We start from the raw sequence: 20,647 nt of genomic DNA, 5'->3' as shown, positions 1-20,647 counted from the left end.
GGGGTGGTCCGGAGTCAATAGGATCGGGGGCATGCTGCGCTGGTTGACCGCGGGGGAGTCCCATGGCCCGGCCCTCACCGCGATCGTTGAGGGTCTTCCGGCCGGCGTGCGCGTGACCTCGGCGGACATCGCCGAGGATCTGCGCCGCCGGCGGCTCGGGCATGGGCGGGGCGCCCGCATGAAGTTCGAGCAGGACCAGGTGACGATCCTCGGCGGGGTCCGGCACGGCGTGACGCTGGGCGGGCCCGTCGCGATCCAGGTCGGCAACACCGAGTGGCCCAAGTGGGAGACGGTCATGTCGGCCGACCCCGTCGACGCCGACGTGCTCGCCGCCCAGGCCCGCAACGCGCCGCTCACCCAGCCGCGCCCGGGGCACGCCGACCTCGTCGGCATGCAGAAGTACGGGTTCGACGACGCCCGGCCCGTGCTGGAGCGGGCGTCCGCGCGGGAGACGGCGGCGCGCGTCGCGCTCGGCACCGTCGCCAGGGCGTTCCTGGAGCAGGCGCTCGGCGTCCACGTGCTCAGCCACGTGATCGCGCTCGGCGAGGTCGAGGCCCCCGAGGACGCGCTGCCCGGCCCCGGCGACCTCGCCGCCGTCGACGCGAGCCCGGTCCGCTGCTTCGACGCCGAGGCGTCCGCGCTCATGGTCGCCCACGTGGACGAGCTGAAGAAGGCCGGCGACACCCTCGGCGGCGTCGTGGAGGTGCTCGCCTACGGGCTCCCGCCGGGGCTCGGCAGCCACGTCCACTGGGACCGCCGTCTCGACTCGCGGCTCGCGGGCATCCTCATGGGCATCCAGGCCATCAAGGGCGTCGAGCTGGGCGACGGCTTCACCACCGCCCGCCGTCCCGGCTCCCGCGCCCACGACGAGATCGACGCCACCCCCGACGGCGTCCGCCGCCGCACCAACCGCGCGGGCGGCGTCGAGGGCGGCATGACGACCGGCGAGGTGCTGCGCGTCCGCGCCGCGATGAAGCCGATCTCCACGGTGCCGCGCCGCCTCGACACCATCGACGTCGCCACCGGCGGGCCCGCCAAGGCCATCAACCAGCGCAGCGACGTCACGGCCGTCCCGGCGGCGGGCGTCGTCGCCGAGGCGATGGTCGCGCTCGTGCTGGCCGACGCCGCGCTGGAGAAGTTCGGCGGCGACACCGCCGAGGAGACCGCGCGCAACCTGCGGGGCTACCTGTCCTCGCTCGCGATCAAGTGAAAGGCCCCGCTGTGACGACCAGGCCCGTGGCGGTCCTCATCGGCCCGCCCGGTTCCGGCAAGTCCACGGTCGGCGCGGCGCTCGCCGAACTGCTCGGCGTCGCGTTCCGCGACACCGACGCCGACGCCGAGACCGCCGCGGGCAAGCCCATCGGCGAGATCTTCGTCGACGACGGCGAGGAGGCCTTCCGCGCCCTGGAGCGCGAGGCCGTCGCGTCGGCGCTGACCACGCACCCGGGCGTCGTGGCGCTCGGCGGCGGCGCGATCCTGGCCGCCGACACCCAGGAGCTGCTGGCGGCGGGCCACACCGTCGTCTACCTCAAGGTCGGCCTGGCCGAGGCGGTGCAGCGGGTCGGCCTCAACTCGGCGCGCCCGCTGCTCGTCCTGAACCCCCGCAGCACCCTGCGCAAGCTGCTGGAGGAACGCCTCCCCATCTACGAGCGCCTCGGCACCCACCACGTCGCCACCGACGGCCGCACTCCGGCCGACATCGCCGCCGAGATCGCGGAAACCCTGCGCTGACCGGCACTCGCGCACCGCCGGACGCCGTGGGCGTGCGGCTCCGCGCGGGACGCGGCATCCGCGAGACCGTGCGGCCGGGTCGTCGGTGAGGGCCGGGGCCCAGGCGGTGCGGCCGAGTGGGGCGGATGCGGGGTCCGGGCGGGCGCGGGGATGCGGACGTGCTGGGATGATGGGCGCCTGGCCGGGGTCGTGCGCCGGGTGGTGACCGGTGTCGCGGCCCGGCGCGGCCGGGCGGCGCGGGTGGGAAGGCCGCGTGCGGGAGGGCCGTAGGGCTCGTACCGGCGCGGCGGAGTACGAGCGTGGATGTGGAGGGGTCGCGGTGAAGCGGGTACACGTCGGCGGGGCCGAGCCTTATGACGTCGTGATCGGCACCGGCGTGCTCGCCGAGCTGCCGGGGCTCGTCGGCGCCGCGGCGCGGACGGTCGCGGTCGTGCACGCCGAGGGGCTGCCGGAGATCGCGCGGCCGGTGTGCGGGGCGCTGGAGCGGGCCGGGCACGTCGTGCACGCGGTGCCGGTGCCGGACGGGGAGGCCGCCAAGGAGGCCACCGTCCTCGCGGGCCTGTGGTCGGCGTTCGCGCGGCTCGGGATGACCCGGACGGACGTCGTCGTCGGCGTCGGCGGCGGCGCCACCACCGACCTCGCCGGGTTCGCCGCGGCGTCCTACCTGCGCGGCGTCCGCGCGGTGCTGGTGCCGACGACGCTGCTCGGCATGGTCGACGCGGCCGTCGGCGGCAAGACCGGCGTCAACATCCCCGAGGGCAAGAACCTGGTCGGCGCGTTCCACCCCCCGGCCGGAGTCCTGTGCGACCTCGCGACGCTGACGACCGTCCCCCGCCAGGACTACATCTCCGGCCTCGCCGAGGTCGTCAAGGCGGGCTTCATCGCCGACCCGGTCATCCTCGACCGCGTCGAGTCCGACCCCGAGGGCGCCGCCCGCCCGGACGGCCCGCACACCCTCGAACTGGTGGAGCGCGCCGTCCGGGTCAAGGCGGACGTGGTCGCGTCCGACCTCAAGGAGGCGGGCCTGCGCGAGATCCTCAACTACGGCCACACCCTCGCCCACGCGATCGAGAAGGCCGAGGAGTACCGCTTCCGCCACGGCCACGCCGTCGCGATCGGCATGGTCTACGCGGCCGAGCTGTCGTCGCTGGCGGGCCGCCTGGACGAGAAGTCCGTGCAGCGCCACCGCGACATCCTCACCTCGGTCGGCCTGCCCACGTCGTACACGGCCGAGGCGTGGCCCGTCCTGCGCGACGCGATGACGATCGACAAGAAGTCCCGGGGGGCGACGCTGCGCTTCGTCGTCCTGGACGCCGTCGCGTCCCCAGGCCGCCTGGAGGGGCCCCCCGAGGAGCTGCTGCGCGCCGCGTACGACCAGATCACCCACTGATCGCCGACGATTCCGGTGTGAGGACGAGGCATCGCCGGGTAGGCGGGCCACGATGGGAGCGACGAGCGGGCCGCCGCAGCGGGCGGGCCGCGAGAACGGAAGGGTGACAGGGTGAGCGCGCGACGACTGCTGGTGCTGAACGGACCGAACCTGCGGCGGCTGGGCACGCGGGAGCCGGACGTCTACGGCGCCGCGACCTTCGACGATCTGGAGGCGCTGTGCCGCGACACGGCCCGCCGCCTCGACCTCACGGCCGAGGTCCGCCAGACCGACGACGAGGCCGAACTCGTCCGCTGGGTCCACGAGGCGGCCGACGAGCAGCTTCCCATCGTCCTGAACCCGGCGGCGTTCACGCACTACTCCTACGCGCTGCGCGACGCCCTCGCCCAGCGCACGGCCCCCCTGGTCGAGGTGCACATCTCCAACCCGGCCGCCCGCGAGGAGTTCCGCCACACGTCGGTCGTCGCGTCCGTCGCCACGGGCACCATCGCGGGCTTCGGCCTGATGTCCTACGTCCTCGCCATCCAGGCGGTGGCCGAAATGCTCACCGTCCAGAACCGCACCCACGCCACCCCCTGACCGAACACGCCCCGTCAGACGGCCGCGCGGGTGCGTCACGGCCCTCGGCCCGCACGTGCGGTCCTCCCGTGACCTGGACCGGGAGTGTCAGGCGCCGTCCGCGACCGCCGGGCGCAGGTGTGACCGGGCCCAGGCTGTGAGGGGGGTCGGGGTGGTGGAGAGGGTGGTGCGGGGTGGGTCGAAGGTGATCGTGCGGGTGCCTGCGGTCATGCCGACGATGCCCTCGACCGCGCCCTCGGGGAGGCCCGCCGCGCGGAGGGAGGCGCGGACGTCGTCGTCCGTCACGACCTGGAGGCGCACGTCGCGGCCGATGGCCTCGCCGGAGATCGCGGCGACCTGCTCCCAGGTCAGGTCCTCGGGGCCGTGGACGCCCTGCACGTGCCTGCCCGTCCACGACGGGTTCAGCAGCCGGGCCGCCGCGACCTCGCCGATGTCGCGGGGCGCGACCCACGGGATCGGCTTGTCCGGGACGCCCGACGTGGTGAGCACGCCGGAGCGCAGGTCGTCCAGGGAACCCAGCAGGTTGGTGAAGAAGTTGCCGCAGCGCAGGATCGTGACGTCCGCGCCGGTCGCGTTCAGGCGCTCCTCGATGGCGCCGAGCGCGTCGATGTGCCCGACGCCCTTACGGACCTCCGCGCCCATCGAGCTGAGGAAGACCACGCGGTCCACGTCGCCCGCCTCGATCGCGCCGATCAGGCCGTCGGCGGTGCGCAGCGACGTCTCGATCGGGTCGGGGTGGGTGTGCGGGGTGGGGTCGAGCCAGAACACGGTGCCGGTTCCGGCGAGCGCGGCCCGCACGTAGGCGTTGTCGGTCATGTCGCCCTCGCGGGCGTCGACGAGCGGGGCGATCCCCGCGTCGAGCCGCCCGGCGTCGCGGACGAGCACGCGGGGCTTCGCCCCCGCCTGCACGAGAAGTTCCGTGACGCGCGAGCCGACATGTCCGGTGGGTGTGGTGACGACGATGCTCATGCCGAGCACGCTAGGCAGCCATCAGGTCGGCGAACGTCCTCACACGGACGCCGCGACAAGACTTTTCAGTTCCGCGACCACCTCATCGAGCGGGCGCACGTCCCGGTGCGCCCGGCACAGGATCGTCGCGCCCTCAACGGCGGCGACGATCAGCCGCGCGAGCCGCGCGGCCCGGTCGTCGGCCACCCCGGCGTTGCCGAGCCCGGTGGCGAGGGTGTCCTCCCAGAGGTCGAAGGCGCGGGCGGCGGCCGACGCGAGCTGCGGCGCGTCGTCGTGGGCCTCGACGGTGACGGCGGTGACGGGGCAGCCCGCGCGGAACTCGCTGCGCACCAGCACGTGCCGCCACCAGCCGACGAACGCCTCCACGGCCGCCGTCGCGTCCCCGGCCTCCACCGCCGCCTGGATGCCCGCGTTCAGGAACTCCCCGGCGTAGCGGACGGCCTCCTCGGCCAGCTCGGCCTTGCCGCCGGGGAAGTGGTGGTAGATCGACCCGCGCGGCGCGCCGCTGTGCGCGATGACGTCGCGGAACCCCGTCCCGGAGTACCCGCGCTCGCGGAACAGATAGGCGGCGCTGCGCACCATGCGTTCACGGCTGTCGGTCACCATGCCTCGATTATGACATTCATCATAGGGTGCCCGGCTTGACCATGACGATCGTCATAGCGACCCTGGCATATGACGGTCGTCATAAGGGAGAGGGGCACAGTGGGGGACACGGCGGGGCTGCACCAGCTCAAGGACGCGATCAACCGGGGCACCGCCGAGGGCATCGGCATCGGCAGCCTGCTCGGCATGACCGCGGAGACCCTCGAACCCGGCCGCGTCGTCTTCGTGCTCGACCCGAGCCCGAAGTTCTCCAACCCCCTCGGCACCGTGCACGGCGGCATCCTGTCCACGCTGCTCGACTCGGCCATGGGCTGCGCCGTGCACACCTCGCTGCCCGAGGGCGCGGCCTACACGACGCTGGAGCTGAAGGTGAACTTCGTCCGGCCCGTCCCGCTGGACGGCGGCACGCTGCGCTGCGAGGGCACCGTGCTCCACCTCGGCCGCCGCGTCGCCACCGGCGAGGGACACGTCGTGAACGCCGACGGCAAGCTCGTCGCGCACGGCACGACCACCTGCATGGTCTTTCCGCCCGCTGGCTAGGGTTCGGTAGAAAACCGGACGAAGGAGCACCCGAGATGATCGACCTGCGCCGCGAGGGCGACGTGTTCGTCCTGCACATGGACGAGGGCGAGAACCGCTTCCACCCCGACAACCTCGACCGCATCGGGGTGGCGCTGGACGAGATCGAGAAGTACGACGGCGCGGCCGCGCTCGTCACCACCGGCACCGGCAAGTTCTACTCCAACGGCCTCGACCTGGACTGGCTCGGCGCCAACCGGGAGAAGTTCGAGGACTACCTGCGCGAGGTCCACCTGGTCTACGCGCGGCTGCTGGAGCTGTCGGCGCCGACGGTGGCGGCCGTCAACGGGCACGCGTTCGCGGGCGGCGGGATGCTCGCGCTGTGCCACGACTTCGCGGTGATGCGCGAGGACCGCGGCTACTTCTGCCTGCCCGAGGTCGACCTGGGCATGAGCTTCACGCCCGGGATGAACGCGCTGATCCACGGCCGGCTGGCCCCGGCGGTCGCGCACGAGGCGATGCTGACGGGACGCCGGTACACCGCGCAGCAGGCGCTGGACGCCGCGATCGTGCACCGCACGGCGCCCGAGGCCGAGGTGCTGCCCGCGGCGATCGAGCTGGCCGCGTCGCTGGCCGGCAAGGACGGCCGGGTCGTCGGCAAGATCCGCGGTGATCTGTACCGGCCGGTGCTGGAGGCCCTGCGCGGCCCGGTGCTGTCCTGACGTCAGCGGTACGTTAGTACTGAATCCAATTCGGTTTTCGAGAGGGGATGCCCCGGATGCGCATCGGGATGGCACTCAACTACGCGGGCGGCTTCAAGGAGACCGTCGCGGAACTGGCCGACTACGAGAAGGCCGGCCTCGACATCGTCTACGTCGCCGAGGCGTACAGCTTCGACGCCGTCAGCCAGCTCGGCTACATCGCGGCCAAGACCGAGCGGCTGGAGATCGCGTCCGGCATCCTGCCGATCTACTCGCGGACCCCCACGCTGCTCGCGATGACCGCCGCCGGGCTCGACTTCGTCTCCGAGGGACGGTTCACGCTCGGCATCGGCGCGTCCGGCCCGCAGGTCATCGAGGGCTTCCACGGCGTCCCCTACACCGCGCCGCTCGGCCGCACCCGCGAGGTCATCGAGATCTGCCGCAAGGTGTGGCGGCGCGAACGCCTCCAGCACGAGGGCAAGTACTACGCGATGCCGCTCCCCGAGGGCGAGGGCACCGGCCTCGGCAAGCCGCTCAAGCTCATCAACCACCCCGTCCGGCAGGACATCCCCGTCCTCGTCGCCGCGATCGGGCCGAAGAACGTCGAGCTGACCGCCGAGATCGCCAACGGCTGGGAGCCGATCTTCTACCTGCCCGAGAAGGCCGCCGACGTCTGGGGCGCGTCACTGGCGGCGGGCAGGGCCAAGCGCGACCCGGCGCTCGGTGAACTGGACGTCGTCGGCCAGGCCGCCCTGGCCATCGGCGACGACGTCGACGGCTTCCTGGAGTTCGGCCGCCCGATGGCCGCCCTCTACATCGGCGGCATGGGCGCCAAGGGCAAGAACTTCTACAACAACCTCTGCCGCCGCTACGGCTGGGAGAAGGAGGCCGAGGAGATCCAGGACCTCTACCTCGCCGGGAAGAAGGACGAGGCGGCCGCCAAGGTCCCGCACGAGCTGCTGGAGAAGATGTCGCTCATCGGCCCGGAGGGGCACGTCCGCGAGCGCCTGGCCGCGATGAAGGAGTCCGGCATCACCACCCTCAACGTGACGCCGGTCGCCGGCGACCACAAGAGCCGTCTCGCGCTGATCGAGAAGGTCAAGGCGATGGCCGCCGAGGTGTGAGCGCCCCGCCCGCGCCCCGGCCGGGGCGCGGGCATGCCGTAATGTCGCGTCCATGGGGGATGAACACACGTCGCGGCTCGCCCGGCTGGCCGACCTCGTCGCCGCCCGCGACGCCGACGCGCTGCTGGTCACGCGCCTGGTCAACGTCCGGTACCTGACCGGCCTGGACAGCTCCAACGCCGCGCTGCTCGTCCGCGCGTCCGGCCCGGCGGTGCTGGCCACCGACGCCCGGTACGCCGGGATGACGGGCGACATCGGGCTGGAGACGATCGTCGAGCGCCGCGCCGCCGAGGCGCTGGTGACGCTCGCCGCCGACGCCCGGACGCCGCGGCTCGGGTTCGAGCCGCACGCGCTCACCGTCGAGAAGCACGCCGAACTCGCCGCGCTCGACGCCGGGATCGCGTTCGTCCCGCTCGGGCACACCGTCGAGGAACTGCGCTACGTCAAGGACGAGGGCGAGATCGCGCTGATCGCCCACGCCTGCGCCCTCACCGACCAGGCGTTCGAGCGGGTGCTGCCGCTGCTGCGGCCCGGCATCACCGAACGCGACGTCGCGATCGACCTCGAACGGCACATGATCGACCTCGGCGCGGACGGGATCGCGTTCCCGTCGATCGTCGCGTCCGGGCCCAACGGCGCCGTCCCGCACCACCACCCCGGCGCCCGGCCGCTGGCCGCCGGAGACCTCGTCACCATGGACTTCGGCGCGATGTACCGCGGCTACAACGCCGACATGACGCGCACCGTCGCCATCGGTGAGCCCGCCGCCTGGCAGCGCGAGGTGTACGAACTGGTGCGGCGGGCGCAGGCCGCCGCCGTCCGCGCGGCCGTCCCCGGCGCCGAGACCAGCGACGTCGACGCCGCCGCCCGCGACCTGATCAACGAGGCGGGCCACGGCGACGACTTCCCGCACGGGCTCGGCCACGGCATCGGCCTGGAGGTCCACGAGGCGCCGCTCCTCGGCTACGACAAGACCGGTAAGCTGATGGATCGAGTTCCGGTCACGGCCGAGCCGGGCGTGTACCTGGCCGGGCGGGGCGGCGTCCGCATCGAGGACACGCTCGTCGCCCGCGACGCCGGGCCGGAGGTGCTCACCCAGACCACCAAGGATCTGCTCGTGCTCTGATGCGGGCGGCCCCTTCACGAGGAGAAGGACGCTAGTGGCGACCACCAACGACCTGAAGAACGGCATGACGCTGAACATGGAAGGTCAGCTCTGGACCGTCCTTGAGTTCCAGCACGTCAAGCCCGGCAAGGGCGGCGCCTTCGTCCGCACCAAGCTCAAGAACGTGCTGTCGGGCAAGGTCGTCGACAAGACGTTCAACGCCGGCACCAAGGTCGAGATCGCGACCGTCGACAAGCGCGACATGCAGTTCCTCTACCGCGAGGGCGACTCGTTCGTCTTCATGGACACCGAGACCTACGACCAGCCCAACATCCCCGAGGCCGTCGTCGGCTCCGCCGCGAACTACCTGCTCCCCGAGCAGACCGCGGTGATCGCCTTCAACAACGAGAACCCGCTGTACGTCGAGCTGCCCGCCGCCGTCGTGCTGGAGATCACCGAGACCGAGCCCGGCCTCCAGGGCGACCGCTCCACCGGCGGCAGCAAGCCCGCCACGCTGGAGACCGGCGCCCAGGTCCAGGTGCCGCTGTTCATCACCACCGGCGAGAAGGTCAAGGTCGACACCCGCTCCGGCGAGTACCTCGGCCGCGGCTGATGGCCGCCGCGATCAGCCCCGTGCCGGCTGGACTGAGGAGCGCGCGGAGCGACGAAGGAGTGAGCACGCGACGAGGGAAGCCGGTACGGACAAGGGCTGCGAGCCGCCGAGCGGAGGCGAGGCAATGAGCGCTAGGACCAAGGCTCGCAAACTGGCGCTGGACATCCTGTTCGCCGCCGAGCTGCGCGAGGAGGCGCCCTCGGCGGTCCTCGCGCAGCGCGGGCGGCCCAACCAGGACGAACTGGCCGAGTACGACCACTCCGTCCGGCTGATCCGGGGCGTGGAGGAGAACGGCGAGCGCATCGACGAGCTGATCGCCACCTACGCGACCGGCTGGACGCTGGAGCGGATGCCCGCCGTCGACCGCAACATCCTGCGGATGGGCGCCTACGAGCTGCTCTGGGTCGACGACGTGCCCGACGGCGTCGCCGTCAGCCAGGCCGTCGCCCTCGCCACCGAGCTGTCCACCGACGAGTCCCCCCGGTTCGTCAACGGCCTGCTGTCCCGCCTCCAGCAGCTCAAGCCGTCGCTGTCCCTCTGATCCACCGGCCCCCGCACTGACGGCGTCCGTCCCCGCCGCTCCGGCTAAGGTTGAGCGATGGCTGAGACGAGGGGGATGGCCGTGGCCGCCCAGCAGAACCGACGCGTCCGCGGGGGCGGAGGCGTGCGCAGCGCCGTTCTGTGGGACGCGCTGCGCACCGTCCTGGACCGCATCGCCCCGCAGGGGCCCAGCGACGTGCTCGACGTCGGCGGCGGCACCGGCGGATTCGCCGTGCCGCTCGCCGGCCTCGGGCACCGCGTCACCGTCGTCGACGCCAGCCCCGACGCGCTCGCCGCGCTGGAGCGGCGCGCCGCCGAGGCGGGCGTCACCGTCCGGGGCGTGCAGGGCGACGCCGCCGACGTGCCCGACCTGCTCGGCGCGCAGAGCGCCGACCTCGTCCTGTGCCACAACGTCCTGGAGTACGTGGACGACCCCGCCGCCACCATGACGGCCCTCACCGGCACGCTGCGGCCCGGCGGGTCGCTGAGCGTCCTGGTCACCGGCCAGGTCGGCGCGGTCGTGCAGCGGGCGCTGGCCGGGCACTTCGACGACGCGCGGCACGTCCTGGCCGACCCCGCCGGGCGCTACGGCCCGCAGGACCGGCTGCCGCGCCGCTTCACCCGGGCGTCCCTCACCGACCTGGTCGCCGCCACCGGGCTGAGCGTCGGCGAACTGCACGGCGTGCGCATCTTCGCCGACCTGCTGCCCGGCGCCGCCCTGGAGGACGCCGACACCGCCGAGGCGCTGATCGCGCTGGAGTCGGCGGCGGCCGTCCACCCCGTGCTGCGCGAACTGGCCTCCCAGCTTCACCTGGTCGCCGACCGCCGGTGAGCCGCAAGCAGCAGCTCCACCGGCCCGGGCCGCCGCCGGGACCGCCCGCCGACGACACCGGGTGCTCGATCCTGCACGTCGACATGGACGCGTTCTTCGTGAGCGTGGAGCTGCTGGAACGGCCCGAGCTGCGCGGCCGCCCCGTGATCGTCGGCGGGGTCGGCGGGCGCGGCGTCGTGTCGGCCGCGTCCTACGAGGCGCGCCGGTTCGGGGTCCACTCGGCCATGCCGATGACGCGGGCGCGGCGGCTGTGCCCGCAGGCGGTCGTGCTGCCGCCCCGGCACGCCAAGTACGCGGCGGCGTCGGCGGCCGTGTTCGAGATCTTCCGGTCGGTGACGCCGCTGGTGGAGCCGCTGTCGCTGGACGAGGCGTTCCTCGACGTCGCCGGGGCGCTGCGCCGGATCGGGCGGCCCGCCGCCATCGCCGCCGCGATCCGGGCGCAGGTCGCTGAACAGCAGGGCCTGACGTGCTCGGTGGGCGTCGCGAACACCAAGTTCGTCGCCAAGCTCGCCTCGACGCGGTGCAAGCCGGACGGGCTGCTCGTCGTCCCGGCGGACGGCGTGCTGGAGTTCCTGCACGCGCTGCCCGTCGCGGCGCTGTGGGGCGTGGGGGAGCGGACCGAGCAGAACCTGCTCCGCCTCGGGCTGCGCACCGTGGGGCAGATCGCCCGCACCGACCTCGCGCTGCTCCAGCGCGAGCTGGGCCGGGCGCACGGCGCGCACCTGCACGCTCTGGCGTGGGGGCGCGACGAGCGGTCCGTCGTGCCGGACGCGCGCGACAAGAGCATCGGCGCCGAGGAGACGTTCGCGACCGACGTGGACGACCCCGAGGTGATCCGGCGGGAGCTGCTGCGGCTCGCCGAGAAGGTCGGGGCGCGGCTGCGCGACGGCGGCCACGAGGGCCGGACGGTGAGCGTGAAGCTGCGCCGCGCCGACTTCTCCACGATCACCCGTTCGCGCACGCTCGGTGACCCCACCGACCTCGCTCGTGTGATCTATGTCACAGCGTCGGAACTGTATGAGGGGTCGGGCCTGGAAGGGGTACGTCTCCGCTTGGTCGGGGTTCGGGTGGAGAACCTGGTCCCGGCCGGTACGGCTCCCCGCCAGCTCGCCCTCGGCGAGTCCGAGGACGGCTGGCACGCGGCCGAACGCGCGGTCGACCAGGTCGCGCACCGGTTCGGGCGCGGCGCGGTGCGGCCCGCGGCGCTCGTCCGCAGGGACACCTCGCGTTCCGCACGCGACACGGGGGACACTGGAGAATGACCGTAATGAAGCTTGGAGTAGGTGAGATGCCCGGCACAGGGTCCGTGGTCGGCCGTTTGCTTTCATACACTGGTCCGGGCTCGTATTCTGGGCATATCACCGTTGAGGCCAACGTCCTGCACCGGATTCCCCGCCGCGGGGCTGTCGATGGGAGGCGCCGTGCCGCTCTCTGATCACGAGCAGCGCATGCTCGACCAGATCGAGCAGGCGTTGTACGCCGAGGATCCGAAGTTCGCCCAGACGGTCCGCACGACGCCGCAGGCGCACTTCAAGCGCCGCATCGTCAAGGCCGCGCTGGGGTTCGTCGTCGGCGTCTGCGCCCTGATGGCGGGCCTGGTGGTGAACGCCGGCACCGTCACGATCGCCATCAGCGTCACCGGCTTCGTGCTGATGGTCGTCTGCTGCGTCTGGGCCCTGACGAGCTGGAAGCGCATGACGGGCGTGGGCAACACGTCCGGCGGCGCGCAGGAGGGCTCCGGGCCGCCCGCGCGCGGCTCCCAGCCCAAGCGCTCCCGCTCCGGCTTCATGGACCGCATGGAAGAGCGCTGGCGCCGCCGCAACGAAGAGCAGTGACCCCCGCACCCGGCGGCCACCGCCCCACCTGACCCCGGCGTGTCCACATCCGGCCTCGCACGTTGAGAGAGCGGCCCGCCTCCCCGGGGAGGCGGGCCGCTCTCTCACTTCCCGGCGCCGTCCGCGAGCGCGGGGCGAATATCCGCGCCTGCGACGCGCGTCACCGTCCGGTGCGCCGCGAGGCTCAGTCGCGGTCGCGGAGTGCGGTGACTCGGGCGGTGATCGCCTCGCGGGCGCGGGCCGCCGCGTCGGCGGCGCGGTCGCCGTAGGCGCGGGCGGCGGACGTGGTGGCCGTGACGGTCGTCGGCGGGAGCAGCCGCGCCCGCCAGCGGGCGCGGCGGGTGACGTTCTGCGAGAACGCCGCGCGGACGGTGTGCACGTCGCCGCGCAGCACCGACGGCGGCACGCGGACGGCGGCGCGCGCGTAGCGGGCGCGTTCCTCGGCCATCGCGATGCGGCCGAGCGCCTGCGCGGACGCCTCGTCCAAGTGCAGGGACTCGGTGAGGCGTCGCGCGGCGGCGCGGGGCGTGTCGCTGGACGGCCAGGCCAGCCCGTGGTCGAGGGCGTCGGCGCGCATCTCGCGCCAGGCCGCGTGCGCGGCGTCCGCCGGGACGGGCTCCGCCGCCGTCCTCCGGGAACGCGGGCCGCCCGAGCCGGACGACGACGGGTCCACGGCCGCCCAGCGGCGGCGGCGCAGCAGCGCCCGCGCGACCATCGGCGCGGCCAGCAGCAGCACCACCAGCGCCCCGGCGAGCATCCAGCCGTAGGGGGCGCCGTCCTCCCGCGTCTCGGGCGCGGACGTGTCGCCGGGCAGGTCGTCGCGCTGCGCCGGTGCCGCCGAGGGGGACGCCTCCGCCTCCTCCTCCGCGGCCGGGTCGTCCTCGCCGCCCCGCGTCTCGGGCGTCTCGGGCGCCTGGGCCTGGGCCTGCGTCGAGTACGGCGGCGTCACCGCCGTGCCCTGCCCGGTCGCGCCGGCGGGCGTCGGCTCGAACCGCACCCAGCCGGTGCCGGGGAAGTACAGCTCCGGCCAGGCGTGCGCGTCGCGGGACCGGACCGTCCACCGGTCGCCGGTGGTGCGCGTTCCCGCCGTGTACCCCATCGCGACGCGCGCCGGGATGCCGAGGATGCGGGCCATCAGCGCCATCGACGCCGCGAACTGCTCGCAGTAGCCGCGCTTGCTGTTGAGCAGGAACGCCACCAGGTCGCTGCCGTGCTGCGGCGACGGCGCGCTCAGGTCGTAGACGAACCCGCCCGTCTCGGTGAACCAGCGTTGCAGCGCCACCGCCTGCGCGTACGCCGACGTGGCGCCCCGCGTCACCTGGTCGGCCAGCCGCCGGACGGCGGGCGGCACGCTGCGCGGGTAGGACGTGTAGTGCGCGACGACGTCGGGCGGCGACGACCCGCCGCCGGCCAGGTCCCGGGCCGTCGGAAGCGCCCGGCGGCTGTCCACCGTGTAGGAGCGGCCGCCCGCCGAGTCGCGCAGCGAGTACACCATCAGCGACGGCGGATGCACCCGCCACTCGCCCTTCACCGACACCCGTGTCGGCGCGTACGGCACGGGCAGGAACGTCATCCGGCGCACCTCGGGCCGCACGTCCACGACGGTGCGGACGTCGCGCGTCGGCACCCCGTCCGCCAGGCCCGGCGGCGCGGGCAGCCGTCCCGACGTGAGCCGGTCGCGGCCGGTGCTCTCCAGCGCGTTGTAGGTCCAGCGGTCGCCGTCGAAGCGGTCCAGCGCGTACAGGCGCAGGTAGTCGGGGTCCTCCTCGCGGGTCCGGTAGGTGAGGACGACCGAGTCGTCCTGCCGGGTCAGCTCCCGCTTGAGGCTGACGAGCGGGTCGGGCGTCGTCACCGTCCGCGACCCGCCGTTGCCGTCGCCGTCGCCGAGGCCGAACCAGCCGCCGGGCCGCAGCCCGGGGACGACGAGCGGCACGACGAGCGCGACCGCGACGGCGCCCGCGCCGATCCGCCGCCCGCTCGCGGCCAGCGCCGCCGACCGCACGCGCGGCGCCGCGTCGGCGGTCTCGCCCGCGTAGGGCACGTCCTCGGTGCGGCGCGCCGGTTCGACGGCCCGTCCCCAGCCGCCGACCTGCTCGCGCGCGTCGGAGGTGAGCAGCATCAGGTAGCCGAGCGCGCCGACGCCGAACGCCAGCCAGCTCACGCTGTCGTCGCGGACGGCCGCCGGGACGCTGTACATCGCCAGCAGCGGCAGCCCCGCCGGAGCCGCGCGCCGCAGCCACACCGCCAGCAGGTCGACCAGGACCGCGACGAGCCCGACGCCCGCCGCCGTCAGCATGAGGATGCCCTTGACCGGCGGCACCGGCGCCGCGTACTGGTTGACGCCCTGCCATCCGGCGTTGGCCACCGCCCCGAGCGCCCGCAGCGAGCCGGGCGTCGGGACGACGCCGAGCAGCGCCTGCCCCGGCGTGAACAGCACGGTCAGGTACAGCAGCAGCGCGCCGAGCCCGCCCGCGACGCCGACGACGGCGGGCAGCCGGAAGTACCGGACGGCCGCGCTCCCGGCGGCCACGCACAGCACCGCGCCGAGGCCGTACCAGAACCACGACCGCGACGTGAACAGCGGATACAGCCCGGCGGTCCCGGCGAGCGTCGCCAGCACCGCCATGATCGTCATCTGGGGTCTCATCCGCCGCTCCCGTCCGTCATGCGCCGTAACCCGCCTGGAGGCCCGCGACCGCGCCCCACGCGGCGGTGAGGTCGGCGGCCGTCGTGATCGGCAGGACCTGCCAGCCCGCCGCGCGCAGCGCGCGGACGGCGGGGGAGCGGCGGTCCGGCCGGGCCACGACGACCGCGACGTGGGCGCCGTCGCCGCGCCGGACCGCCGGCATCGACCGCACGTCGGCCTCGGTCAGCTCGCCGAACACCCCGACGACGGTGCCGCCGCCCGTGCGCAGCGCCGCCAGGCCCGGCGTCAGCGACCGCTCGTCCGAGCGGGTCACCACGGCCAGGGCCTCCAGCAGCAGGCCCTCGAACGTGCCGCCGGACGCGGTCGCCGGGACGCGCTCACCGGCGTCGGTCACCAGCGACACCGGCATCCCGGACCGGGCCAGGTGCACGCCCGCCGACGCCGCCGCCGACACCGCCTGCTCGAACGAGGACGCGGCGCCGTCGCCCCAGTACGCCGACCGGCGCGTGTCCAGGAAGACGGCCGCCGAGTCGCGGGTGTGCTGCTCCTCGCGCCGCACCATCAGCTCGCCGCGCCGCGCCGTCGAGCGCCAGTGGACGCGGCGCAGGTCGTCGCCGTGCCGGTACTCGCGCGGCGCGACGTCGTCGTCGCCGGCCATCGCCAGCGTCCGCGCGACCGTCTCGCCCTCCCCGGCGCGCCCGCCCACCGGCCGTCCCGGCGGCAGCGGCACGACGACCGGCGTCACGGTCAGCGTGTCGGACAGGCTGAACGAGCGGACCAGCTCCACCATGCCGAACGGGTCGGTCAGCCGCACCACCAGCGGCCCGACCCGGTACCGGCCGCGCACGTCGGAGCGGAGGCGGTAGCTGAGCCGCCGGTGGCCGCGCGGCTCGATGCGGTCGAGCACGAAGCGCGCCTGACCGCCGAGCGCGTAGGGGACCTGGTCCTCGACCATGAGCAGCCCGCTGGGCAGCCGGGACACGTTCTCCAGCCGCAGGTCGACGCGGGACTCCTGCCCGGCGGGCAGCCGGGCGGGCCGCAGCCGCCGCGCGCACGCCAGCCGGTACCGCGTCCGCGACACCGCGAGCGTGGACAGCAGGGGGAGCACCAGGACCAGGACGCCCGCCCGCAGCAGGTCGCGTTCCCCGAGCACGAACGCGCACACGATCGCGGTGGCCCCGGCCGCCACGAAGGACCGTCCGCGGGTCGTCAGCCCGGCCAGCGCTCTTCTCACGTCGGGCGCGTCACTTCCTCGGCGCGGGGACCGACAGCCGCGCGACCAGGTCCGCGACGACCTGCTCGGGGCGGCGGCGCTCCACCTGCGCCTCGGCGGTCGGCAGCAGCCGGTGCGCGAGGACCGGGACGGCGAGGTCCTGGAGGTCGTCGGGCAGCACGTAGTCGCGGCCGTCCAGCGCGGCGTAGGCGCGGGCGGCGCGGACGAGGTGCAGCGTGGCGCGGGGGGAGGCGCCGAGCCGCAGGTCGGGGTGCTCGCGGGTCGCGGTGACCAGGTCGATCGCGTACTGCCGGACGGCGGGCGCCACGTGCTGCATCCGGACGACCTCGACGAGGCGCCGCACGTCGGCGGCGGTGGCGACCGGGGCGAGCTTGTCGAGCGGGGAGCGCTGCCCGTGCACGTCGAGCATCTCCAGCTCGGCGGCCGGGTCGGGGTAGCCCATCGAGACGCGGGCGGTGAACCGGTCGCGCTGCGCCTCGGGCAGCGGGTAGGTCCCCTCCATCTCCACGGGGTTCTGCGTGGCGATGACCATGAAGGGCGACTCCAGCGCGTAGGTCACGCCGTCCACCGTGACCTGGTGCTCCTCCATGCACTCCAGCAGCGCCGACTGCGTCTTGGGGGAGGCGCGGTTGATCTCGTCGCCGACGACGATGTTCGCGAACACCGGGCCGGGCTTGAACTCGAACTCGCGCAGCTCCTGGTTGTAGGCGCTGACGCCGGTGATGTCGCTGGGCAGCAGGTCGGGCGTGAACTGGACGCGCCGCACCGAGCAGTCGACCGAGCGGGCGAGCGCCTTGGCCAGCATCGTCTTGCCGACGCCCGGGACGTCCTCGATGAGGAGGTGCCCTTCGGCCAGCAGCACGGTGAGCGCGAGGCGCACCGCCGCGCCCTTGCCCTCCACGACGGACTCGATCGCGCCGCGGATGCGCCCGGCGACCTCGGTGAGGCCGTCGAGCCCGGCGGACGCCACCGGTCCGGTCTCCATGAACGCCTCGCCGCCGTGCGTCCCTACTGCCACTGGCAACCCTCCCTCGCCGAGCCGCGCGGTCCGCCCGCCGCGCGCCGGTGCGGCACCGTCTCGTCCGCCCCGAACAGTACGTCGTGGAGCGGGGCGCCGTGTCGTCCCGTTGGAACCGGTGCCCATTCTGCTCTACCGAAACGTCCAGCATGCCCGTTCGAGTGCCCCACTTTGCTCCACGTGGCACCGTTTCGGGGCTTTCTAGATGCCGCCCCCGGACGTCGCGGCGACGTGACCGCCGCCGGGCCGGGCGCCGGGCGCCGCGCCGCCCCACCGCGCACCACCCCGCCTGACCTGCGTCTTTCTCGACGATCTTGTCGCGCCCGCCGTGTTTTCCTGGTTGACGGTGGGGAAGAGTGGAGTAGAGTGGGGCGCCGTGGGGAGCACAAGCGCATCTTTGCGACCCACATGGCGCGGGAGGTGGGCCGATGTTCCTCGGCACCCACACTCCGCGCCTCGACGACAAGGGAAGGCTGTTCCTGCCGGCGAAGTACCGCGAGGAGCTGTCGGGGGGATTGGTGATCACGAAGGGCCAGGAGCGCTGCCTGTACGTCTTCCCCGTGGCGGAGTTCCAGCGCATCACCGAGGCTCTGCGCACCGCGCCGGTCACCGAGCGCGCCGTGCGCGCCTACAGCCGCGTCTTCTTCGCCAGTGCCTCCGACGAGGTCCCCGACAAGCAGGGACGCGTCACCATCCCCCCTCCGCTGCGCGCGTACGCGGGCCTGACCCGCGAGTGCACCGTCATCGGTGCCAACACGCGCCTGGAGATCTGGGACACCTCGGCCTGGGAGACCTACCTGGAAGCCGAGGAGCAGGCGTTCGCCGACGTGTCGGAGGAGGTGCTGCCCGGGATCCTCTGACGAGACCGCCGGTCCGCTGAGACCGGCGCAGGCCGACGTTCGGCCAGGTCTCCAGCCGCTCTCCGCGTCCTCTGGCGCAGCTTCCCCGGCGCCAGAAGACGACAGCCGCCTCGGCGGCGACTTCCTCAGCGGGCAGCGGATGGGGACCTGGCCGGGCGAGGCCGCCGGTCCGCCCCCGGGGGTGCGCGGAACCGGCGATGCCACACAGTCCGCGAGCGAAGTGGCAGCACGAGGGGGTGGGAACATGACCGTGGGCGACCACGACGGCGACCACGCGGCAGAGCCCGGTCACGTACCGGTCCTGCTCGGCCGCGTCCTGGAACTCGCCGCGCCCGCCGTCGAGCGCGTCACCGGCCGCGCGCCGGTGCACATCGACGCCACCCTCGGCATGGGCGGCCACGCGGAGGCCATGCTCACCGCGCACCCCACGCTGCGGCTGATCGGCCTCGACCGCGACACCGTCGCGCTGGAGCGCTCCGCCGCCCGGCTCGCCCCCTTCGGCGACCGCGTCACGCTCGTGCACGCCGTCTACGACGAGATCCCCGACGTTCTCGGCCGGCTCGGACTGCCCGGCGCCGACAGCGTCCTGTTCGACCTCGGTGTGTCGTCCCCGCAGCTCGACGAGGCCGACCGCGGCTTCGCCTACTCCTACGACGCGCCGCTCGACATGCGGATGGACCGTACCCGGGGCGCCACCGCCGCCGACGTCGTCAACACCTATCCGCCCGCCGAGCTGGCGCGCATCCTGCGCGAGTACGGCGAGGAGCGGTTCGCCCAGCGCGTCGCCGCCGCGATCGTCCGCGAGCGCGAGCGCGCCCCGCTGGAGTCGACGGCGGTCCTCGCCGACCTCGTCCGCACCGCGATCCCGGCCGCGACGCGCCGCACCGGCGGCAATCCGGCCAAGCGCACGTTCCAGGCGCTGCGCATCGAGGTGAACGGCGAGCTGGAGACGTGGCGGGCCGCGCTGCCCGCCGCGCTCGGCGCGCTGCCCGTCGGCGGACGCGTCGTCGTGCTCAGCTACCACTCCCTCGAAGACCGCATCACCAAGCGGGTCCTGGCCGCGCAGGCGGCCGACACGACACCGCCGGGGCTGCCCGTCCCGCTGCCCGGGCACCAGCCGCGCTTCCGGCTGCTGACGCGCGGGGCCGAGCTGCCGACCGAAGCCGAGACCACGACCAACCCGCGTGCGGGGTCGGTGCGCTTGCGCGCCGCCGAGCGGGTCCGGGAGGCTCCATGACCACCACACGCGTCCCCGGTCCGCCGGGCGAGCGGCCCCGTGCCGAGCGCAACCGCGCCGACCGCGCCGAACGCGCCCGCGCGGCCCGGCGCGCCGCGGCCGCCGCCGGGCGGACGCCCGCCCGGCGGCCCGAACCGGCGGCCGAGCCGGGTTCGGCGGCGCGGCGCGGCAAGGCGGCCAAGCCGGTCAAGGGCATGCGGACGACCATGACCACCAAGACCACCAAGCAGGGCAAGCCCGCCAAGGCCGGGCGCGCGCCGCAGCCCGCCAAGCCCACGCAGCCCAAGGCGCCGCCCAAGCCGCGTTCGGGCGCGCCCGGCTCGGTCCGCACCCGGCCCGCGCGCCCCGCCCGCGCGCGCGGCACCGCGCGCCCGTCGAGCGGCGCCGCCGTCCGGACGGCCACGCCGCCGCGCGCGCCGTTCGTGCTGCTCATCGTCGGGCTGCTCAGCGGCGCGCTGGTCAGCCTGCTGCTGCTCAACACCGTCCTCGCCGAGGACGCCTTCACGCTGACGCGCCTCCAGCAGAGCAACAAGATCCTCGCCCAGCAGAAGCAGGGCCTCCAGGAGGAGATCGCGCGCGAGGAGTCGCCCGCGTCGCTGGCCCGCAAGGCCGAGGCGCTCGGCATGGAGCGGCCCCCGGTCATCCCCTACCTCGACAACCTGACCGGCGCGCGGGTCGGCGGCACCGCCCGTCCCGTGGCCAACGCCGCGGCGGCGAGCGCCGCCGCGGCGGCCGTGCTCGGCGTCCCCGGCGCGGTCGTGCCCGGCGGCGGCGTCCCCACGGCGCCCGGCGGCGCGGGGACGGAGGCCGGGAACCCGTGACGACGGACGTCACCCGGGCAGCGGCCGGAGACGTCGCGTGAGCCGGCGGCCGGGCGGGCCCCCCGCCGGAGGACGCGGGCGGCCCGGCCGTTCCCGCGGCCCGGCGGGCGGCGACGGCGGCCCGGCCCGCGTCCCCGGACGCGGCACCCCGAACCGCGCGCCGGGCGGCGGCGCGCCGCGCCGTCCCGGACGCCCGGTCCCGCAGCAGCGCACCGGCACCCCCCGGCCGTCCCGGCCCGCGCCCGGCTCCGCCGCACCGCGCGGCGCGGCCGGACGCACCGGCCAG

The 20,647-nt window shown here is 74.6% G+C and carries 21 protein-coding genes; 16 read left to right on the top strand and 5 right to left on the bottom strand.

The window, feature by feature from the left end; all coding sequences use genetic code 11:
* The first annotated feature begins 31 nt into the window (after positions 1-31).
* From aroC to aroQ, 4 genes are all read left to right on the top strand, one after another.
* Positions 32-1,210 carry a chorismate synthase gene (aroC, locus tag C229_RS0122065; protein ID WP_018657285.1) on the top strand — a complete coding sequence of 393 codons (1,179 nt, stop codon included), beginning with the start codon at positions 32-34 and terminating at the stop codon, positions 1,208-1,210.
* 11 nt (positions 1,211-1,221) lie between these two features.
* Positions 1,222-1,731: a shikimate kinase gene (locus C229_RS0122060; RefSeq protein WP_026314048.1), complete on the top strand. Its 510-nt coding sequence runs from the start codon at positions 1,222-1,224 to the stop codon at positions 1,729-1,731.
* 319 nt (positions 1,732-2,050) lie between these two features.
* Complete coding sequence (gene aroB / locus C229_RS0122055) at positions 2,051-3,121, top strand: 3-dehydroquinate synthase (RefSeq protein WP_026314047.1); 1,071 nt, start codon at positions 2,051-2,053, stop codon at positions 3,119-3,121.
* 111 nt (positions 3,122-3,232) lie between these two features.
* The gene (aroQ, locus tag C229_RS0122050; protein WP_205624531.1) at positions 3,233-3,700 is read left to right on the top strand and encodes a type II 3-dehydroquinate dehydratase; all 468 of its coding nucleotides are present in this window, start codon (positions 3,233-3,235) and stop codon (positions 3,698-3,700) included.
* 87 nt (positions 3,701-3,787) lie between these two features.
* Here the strand turns inward: aroQ and C229_RS0122045 are convergent, their stop codons facing one another.
* Entirely contained in the window at positions 3,788-4,669 is an 882-nt protein-coding gene (locus tag C229_RS0122045) for an NmrA family NAD(P)-binding protein (RefSeq protein WP_026314046.1), read from the bottom strand.
* 39 nt (positions 4,670-4,708) lie between these two features.
* Positions 4,709-5,275 (bottom strand): TetR/AcrR family transcriptional regulator, encoded by a 567-nt coding sequence (locus C229_RS0122040; RefSeq protein WP_018657280.1) that lies wholly within the window; start codon positions 5,273-5,275, stop codon positions 4,709-4,711.
* A 99-nt stretch (positions 5,276-5,374) separates the two neighbouring features.
* On the opposite strand from C229_RS0122040, the gene C229_RS0122035 reads away from it, so the two are divergent.
* The 9 genes from C229_RS0122035 to C229_RS0121995 all read left to right on the top strand — a co-directional run bounded on the left by C229_RS0122035 (position 5,375) and on the right by C229_RS0121995 (position 12,544).
* Complete coding sequence (locus C229_RS0122035) at positions 5,375-5,815, top strand: PaaI family thioesterase (protein ID WP_018657279.1); 441 nt, start codon at positions 5,375-5,377, stop codon at positions 5,813-5,815.
* A 35-nt stretch (positions 5,816-5,850) separates the two neighbouring features.
* Positions 5,851-6,516, top strand: coding sequence for an enoyl-CoA hydratase-related protein (locus C229_RS0122030; RefSeq protein WP_018657278.1), 666 nt, complete (start codon positions 5,851-5,853; stop codon positions 6,514-6,516).
* Positions 6,517-6,572: 56 nt separating this feature from the next.
* Positions 6,573-7,619: an LLM class F420-dependent oxidoreductase gene (locus C229_RS0122025; protein ID WP_018657277.1), complete on the top strand. Its 1,047-nt coding sequence runs from the start codon at positions 6,573-6,575 to the stop codon at positions 7,617-7,619.
* A 52-nt stretch (positions 7,620-7,671) separates the two neighbouring features.
* Complete coding sequence (locus tag C229_RS0122020; RefSeq protein ID WP_018657276.1) at positions 7,672-8,745, top strand: M24 family metallopeptidase; 1,074 nt, start codon at positions 7,672-7,674, stop codon at positions 8,743-8,745.
* Positions 8,746-8,779: 34 nt separating this feature from the next.
* Positions 8,780-9,337, top strand: coding sequence for an elongation factor P (gene efp, locus C229_RS0122015; protein ID WP_018657275.1), 558 nt, complete (start codon positions 8,780-8,782; stop codon positions 9,335-9,337).
* A 124-nt stretch (positions 9,338-9,461) separates the two neighbouring features.
* Complete coding sequence (gene nusB / locus C229_RS0122010; protein ID WP_018657274.1) at positions 9,462-9,878, top strand: transcription antitermination factor NusB; 417 nt, start codon at positions 9,462-9,464, stop codon at positions 9,876-9,878.
* Between the two features lie 57 nt (positions 9,879-9,935).
* Positions 9,936-10,709: a methyltransferase domain-containing protein gene (locus C229_RS0122005; RefSeq protein WP_155884974.1), complete on the top strand. Its 774-nt coding sequence runs from the start codon at positions 9,936-9,938 to the stop codon at positions 10,707-10,709.
* On the top strand, positions 10,706-11,971 hold the full coding sequence (locus C229_RS0122000; RefSeq protein ID WP_018657272.1) for a DNA polymerase IV: 1,266 nt from the start codon (positions 10,706-10,708) through the stop codon (positions 11,969-11,971). The genes C229_RS0122005 and C229_RS0122000 overlap by 4 nt, the downstream gene beginning before the upstream one ends.
* 159 nt (positions 11,972-12,130) lie before the next feature.
* Positions 12,131-12,544 (top strand): DUF3040 domain-containing protein, encoded by a 414-nt coding sequence (locus C229_RS0121995; RefSeq protein WP_033424679.1) that lies wholly within the window; start codon positions 12,131-12,133, stop codon positions 12,542-12,544.
* 184 nt (positions 12,545-12,728) lie between these two features.
* Here the strand turns inward: C229_RS0121995 and C229_RS31410 are convergent, their stop codons facing one another.
* Genes C229_RS31410 through C229_RS0121980 form a run of 3 tightly spaced genes read right to left on the bottom strand, consistent with a single transcriptional unit; the run spans position 12,729 to position 17,443 of the window.
* On the bottom strand, positions 12,729-15,191 hold the full coding sequence (locus C229_RS31410; RefSeq protein ID WP_155884973.1) for a transglutaminase TgpA family protein: 2,463 nt from the start codon (positions 15,189-15,191) through the stop codon (positions 12,729-12,731).
* A gap of 16 nt (positions 15,192-15,207) precedes the next feature.
* Complete coding sequence (locus C229_RS0121985; RefSeq protein ID WP_018657269.1) at positions 15,208-16,425, bottom strand: DUF58 domain-containing protein; 1,218 nt, start codon at positions 16,423-16,425, stop codon at positions 15,208-15,210.
* A gap of 10 nt (positions 16,426-16,435) precedes the next feature.
* A complete protein-coding gene (locus C229_RS0121980; RefSeq protein ID WP_081639986.1) occupies positions 16,436-17,443 on the bottom strand; it encodes an AAA family ATPase in 1,008 nt (335 codons plus the stop codon).
* 428 nt (positions 17,444-17,871) lie between these two features.
* On the opposite strand from C229_RS0121980, the gene mraZ reads away from it, so the two are divergent.
* From mraZ to ftsL, 3 genes are all read left to right on the top strand, one after another.
* The gene (gene mraZ / locus C229_RS0121975) at positions 17,872-18,303 is read left to right on the top strand and encodes a division/cell wall cluster transcriptional repressor MraZ (protein WP_018657267.1); all 432 of its coding nucleotides are present in this window, start codon (positions 17,872-17,874) and stop codon (positions 18,301-18,303) included.
* Between the two features lie 244 nt (positions 18,304-18,547).
* Positions 18,548-19,540 carry a 16S rRNA (cytosine(1402)-N(4))-methyltransferase RsmH gene (gene rsmH / locus C229_RS0121970; protein WP_018657266.1) on the top strand — a complete coding sequence of 331 codons (993 nt, stop codon included), beginning with the start codon at positions 18,548-18,550 and terminating at the stop codon, positions 19,538-19,540.
* Positions 19,537-20,361 carry a cell division protein FtsL gene (gene ftsL, locus C229_RS33095; RefSeq protein ID WP_018657265.1) on the top strand — a complete coding sequence of 275 codons (825 nt, stop codon included), beginning with the start codon at positions 19,537-19,539 and terminating at the stop codon, positions 20,359-20,361. Before rsmH ends, ftsL begins: the two co-directional genes overlap by 4 nt.
* The last annotated feature ends 286 nt before the right edge of the window (positions 20,362-20,647 follow it).

The sequence above is a fragment of the Actinomadura flavalba DSM 45200 genome, assembly GCF_000374305.1.
Classification (GTDB): domain Bacteria; phylum Actinomycetota; class Actinomycetes; order Streptosporangiales; family Streptosporangiaceae; genus Spirillospora; species Spirillospora flavalba.
This window is presented reverse-complemented; position numbering and strand designations above follow the sequence as displayed.

What these genes read in the sequence shown, in the direction of transcription:
- aroC (WP_018657285.1), top strand. Translation starts at nt 32, where the DNA reads ATGCTGCGCTGGTTGACCGCGGGGGAGTCCCATGGCCCGGCCCTCACC.
- C229_RS0122045 (WP_026314046.1), bottom strand. Translation starts at nt 4,669, where the DNA reads ATGAGCATCGTCGTCACCACACCCACCGGACATGTCGGCTCGCGCGTC.
- C229_RS0122040 (WP_018657280.1), bottom strand. Translation starts at nt 5,275, where the DNA reads ATGGTGACCGACAGCCGTGAACGCATGGTGCGCAGCGCCGCCTATCTG.
- C229_RS0122030 (WP_018657278.1), top strand. Translation starts at nt 5,851, where the DNA reads ATGATCGACCTGCGCCGCGAGGGCGACGTGTTCGTCCTGCACATGGAC.
- C229_RS0122025 (WP_018657277.1), top strand. Translation starts at nt 6,573, where the DNA reads ATGCGCATCGGGATGGCACTCAACTACGCGGGCGGCTTCAAGGAGACC.
- C229_RS0122020 (WP_018657276.1), top strand. Translation starts at nt 7,672, where the DNA reads ATGGGGGATGAACACACGTCGCGGCTCGCCCGGCTGGCCGACCTCGTC.
- nusB (WP_018657274.1), top strand. Translation starts at nt 9,462, where the DNA reads ATGAGCGCTAGGACCAAGGCTCGCAAACTGGCGCTGGACATCCTGTTC.
- C229_RS0122005 (WP_155884974.1), top strand. Translation starts at nt 9,936, where the DNA reads ATGGCTGAGACGAGGGGGATGGCCGTGGCCGCCCAGCAGAACCGACGC.
- C229_RS31410 (WP_155884973.1), bottom strand. Translation starts at nt 15,191, where the DNA reads ATGAGACCCCAGATGACGATCATGGCGGTGCTGGCGACGCTCGCCGGG.
- mraZ (WP_018657267.1), top strand. Translation starts at nt 17,872, where the DNA reads ATGTTCCTCGGCACCCACACTCCGCGCCTCGACGACAAGGGAAGGCTG.
- rsmH (WP_018657266.1), top strand. Translation starts at nt 18,548, where the DNA reads ATGACCGTGGGCGACCACGACGGCGACCACGCGGCAGAGCCCGGTCAC.
- ftsL (WP_018657265.1), top strand. Translation starts at nt 19,537, where the DNA reads ATGACCACCACACGCGTCCCCGGTCCGCCGGGCGAGCGGCCCCGTGCC.